The organism is Caulobacter sp. P1_B12_2, from assembly GCF_056406675.1.
Window position 1 is genome coordinate 1 of sequence record NZ_JBFTZS010000577.1, and the last position, 2,436, is coordinate 2,436.

Genomic DNA, 2,436 nt, shown 5'->3' on the forward strand with positions numbered 1-2,436 from the left:
CCAGACTCACGCGGACCAGATCGCCGACAGAGCTTCCCGCTCGATCGCCCCCCGCCGCCGCATCGGTCGCTGGCCATGCGCCCTTTCCCCGCGTCGAGGTGAGATCAGGATACGCGCGGCCGGAAAGGGTGAGGGGCTTAAAGTTTTAGGGCAGCGATTTCAGAGCGCTAGCGCGAAATAGCGTGAGCCCGGGGACGCGCTCTCACACGAAACGCCCTGCAAACCTGCGGACGCACTGCCGTGAGAGCATGCCCCCGGCATGCCCCCTGCCTCAATGCAGCTTCAGCCGGCCCGCCACCCGCTGCTGCAACAGCCGCGCCAGGGCCAGGACGATGGTCTTGGGCGTGCCCATGATCGCCCGGTGATGGTCCAGGTGCAGCGAGATGTAGGCCCACTTGGCGATCAGGCCCTCGACGAAGAAGTTCGGGCCGCCCAGGCCGCCCATCAGGGCGCCGACGCCCTTGTTCTCTCCCAGCGACACCAGCGAACCGAAGTCGTGATAGACGAACGGCCCCTCGACCCGGCGCTGGCCCAGGCGGGCGATCAGCACCTTGGCCAGGTAGCTGGCCTGCTGGTGGGCGGCCTGGGCGCGAGCCGGAATGATGCGGCCTTCCGCCTTGCCGTCCGGATCGGATCCCCGATAGGGCCAGGGACAGGCGGCGCAGTCGCCCAGGGCCCAGACGTCGGGCGCCGAGGTCTCCAGCCGCGCATTGACCACGAACTGGTTGGTCTTGTTGGTCGCCAGCCCATAGCCGGTGTTGGTCGGCGCGGCCTTGACCCCGGCGGCCCAGACGATCAGGTCGGCCGGAATGTCGCCCTGGCTGGTCTCCAGCCGCTCGGCGTGGACAGCCAACACCTTGGCGCCGGTGTGGACCCGCACGCCCTTGCGCTCCAAGGCCACGGTGGCCTGGTCGGAGATCTTCTCGGGCAGGCCGCCCAGGATGCGTGGCGCGGCCTCGACGATGGCGATGTCCAGGCGGAAGCGCTGCTCGCTGCCAAGGCTGCCCAGCAGTTCGCGATGGGCCTCGATCAGCTCGGCCGACAGCTCGACGCCGGTGGCTCCGCCGCCGACGATCGCCACGCTCATGGCCTTTTCGGTCGAGAACGAGGCCTTCATGAAGGCCGCCAGCAGGCGGGTGTGGAAGATCTCGGCGTCCTCGGTGCGCTCCAGCAGGTGGGCTTGGTCCGCGCCGGGGGTGCCGAACAGGTTGCTGCCGCTGCCGATCGCCAGCACGCCCCAGCTGAAGGTGACGCCGCGTTCCGGCACCAGCACCTTGCCGCCTTCAGCCAAGATGGGCTTGAGGCTCAAGCGCTTGGCGACCGGATCGAAGGTGTCGAGATCACCGACCAGGAAGCTGAAATGGTTGGCCCGGCCCAGGATCGAATAGGAGAGCCCCTCCTGGTGGGTGTCCAGCGTACCGGCGGCCACCTCGTGCAGGGTCGGCTTCCAGATGTGGAAGCTGGAGCGGTCGATCAGCAGGACGCGCTCCTTGCCGGCCTTGCGTCCCAGCTTTCGCCCCAGCCGCGCCGCCAGCTCCAGTCCGCCAGCCCCGCCGCCGACGATAACGATGTCGTAGTGCATGCCCGCCATCCAGAAATTCCTCAGATGGTGAATATATAGGAGGTTCGTCGAACGATGTCAGGCTTAGGTTGAGCGTCCGCGAGACGCCGGACCGGTCATTGACCCAGGCCAAGCGCCGCCCTTGCCGAGGACGGCGGCGCGTAGGGTTCGATGTCGAGGATTTCGCGGTCGGGGAAGAGCGAGACGCAGACCGTCGTCGTCGCTTGGGCGTCTCGTTCCTGAAAGGTCCGGAACGGCCGTAGGGTCTGGTTCACCGTCATTCTCCCAGAACGTTGTTCAGTGGAGAATGACGGTGAGTTGTCCAGGATCGCAAGTCTTGATGGTACCGGTAACCGGAACTACGGGATCGGCGTCATTTCCAGACGCTTGTCTAGGTAGTCGCCGACGCTCTTCTCGACCGACGGCAGGTGCTCGGCCCAGAAGTGGGTGGCCTTGTCGACGACTTCGTAGTCGATGACGATGCCCTTCTGGGTGCGCAGCTTGGAGACCACGCGCTCGACTTCTACCGGCGGCACGACGGTGTCGGCCGCGCCGGTCAGGATCAGGCCCGAGGCCGGGCAGGGGGCCAGGAAGCTGAAGTCGTACATGTTGGTCGGCGGCGACACCGAGATGAAGCCGTCGGTTTCCGGACGGCGCATCAGCAGTTGCATGCCGATATAGGCGCCGAAGCTGTAGCCCGCGACCCAGGTCTGGGCGGCGGCCGGGTTGTTGGACTGCAGCCAGTCCAGCGCCGTGGCCGCGTCGGCCAACTCGCCGATGCCGGCGTCGAACTCGCCCTGGCTGCGGCCCACGCCGCGGAAATTGAAGCGCAAGGTCGCGAAACCGCGCTTCATGAACAGGTGGTACAGCTGCAC

General features: G+C 66.8%; 2 protein-coding genes and 1 pseudogene. All 3 read right to left on the minus strand.

Features of this window, described 5'->3' with window-relative positions; genetic code table 11:
- Positions 1 to 108: pseudogene (locus tag AC1DZ6_RS23515) on the minus strand (hypothetical protein); the annotation flags it as partial.
- A gap of 163 nt (positions 109 to 271) precedes the next feature.
- Positions 272 to 1,582, minus strand: coding sequence for an NAD(P)/FAD-dependent oxidoreductase (locus AC1DZ6_RS23520; RefSeq protein ID WP_477099525.1), 1,311 nt, complete (start codon positions 1,580 to 1,582; stop codon positions 272 to 274).
- Between the two features lie 338 nt (positions 1,583 to 1,920).
- A partial coding sequence (locus AC1DZ6_RS23525) for an alpha/beta hydrolase (RefSeq protein ID WP_477099526.1) occupies positions 1,921 to 2,436 on the minus strand: 516 nt, incomplete at its 5' end.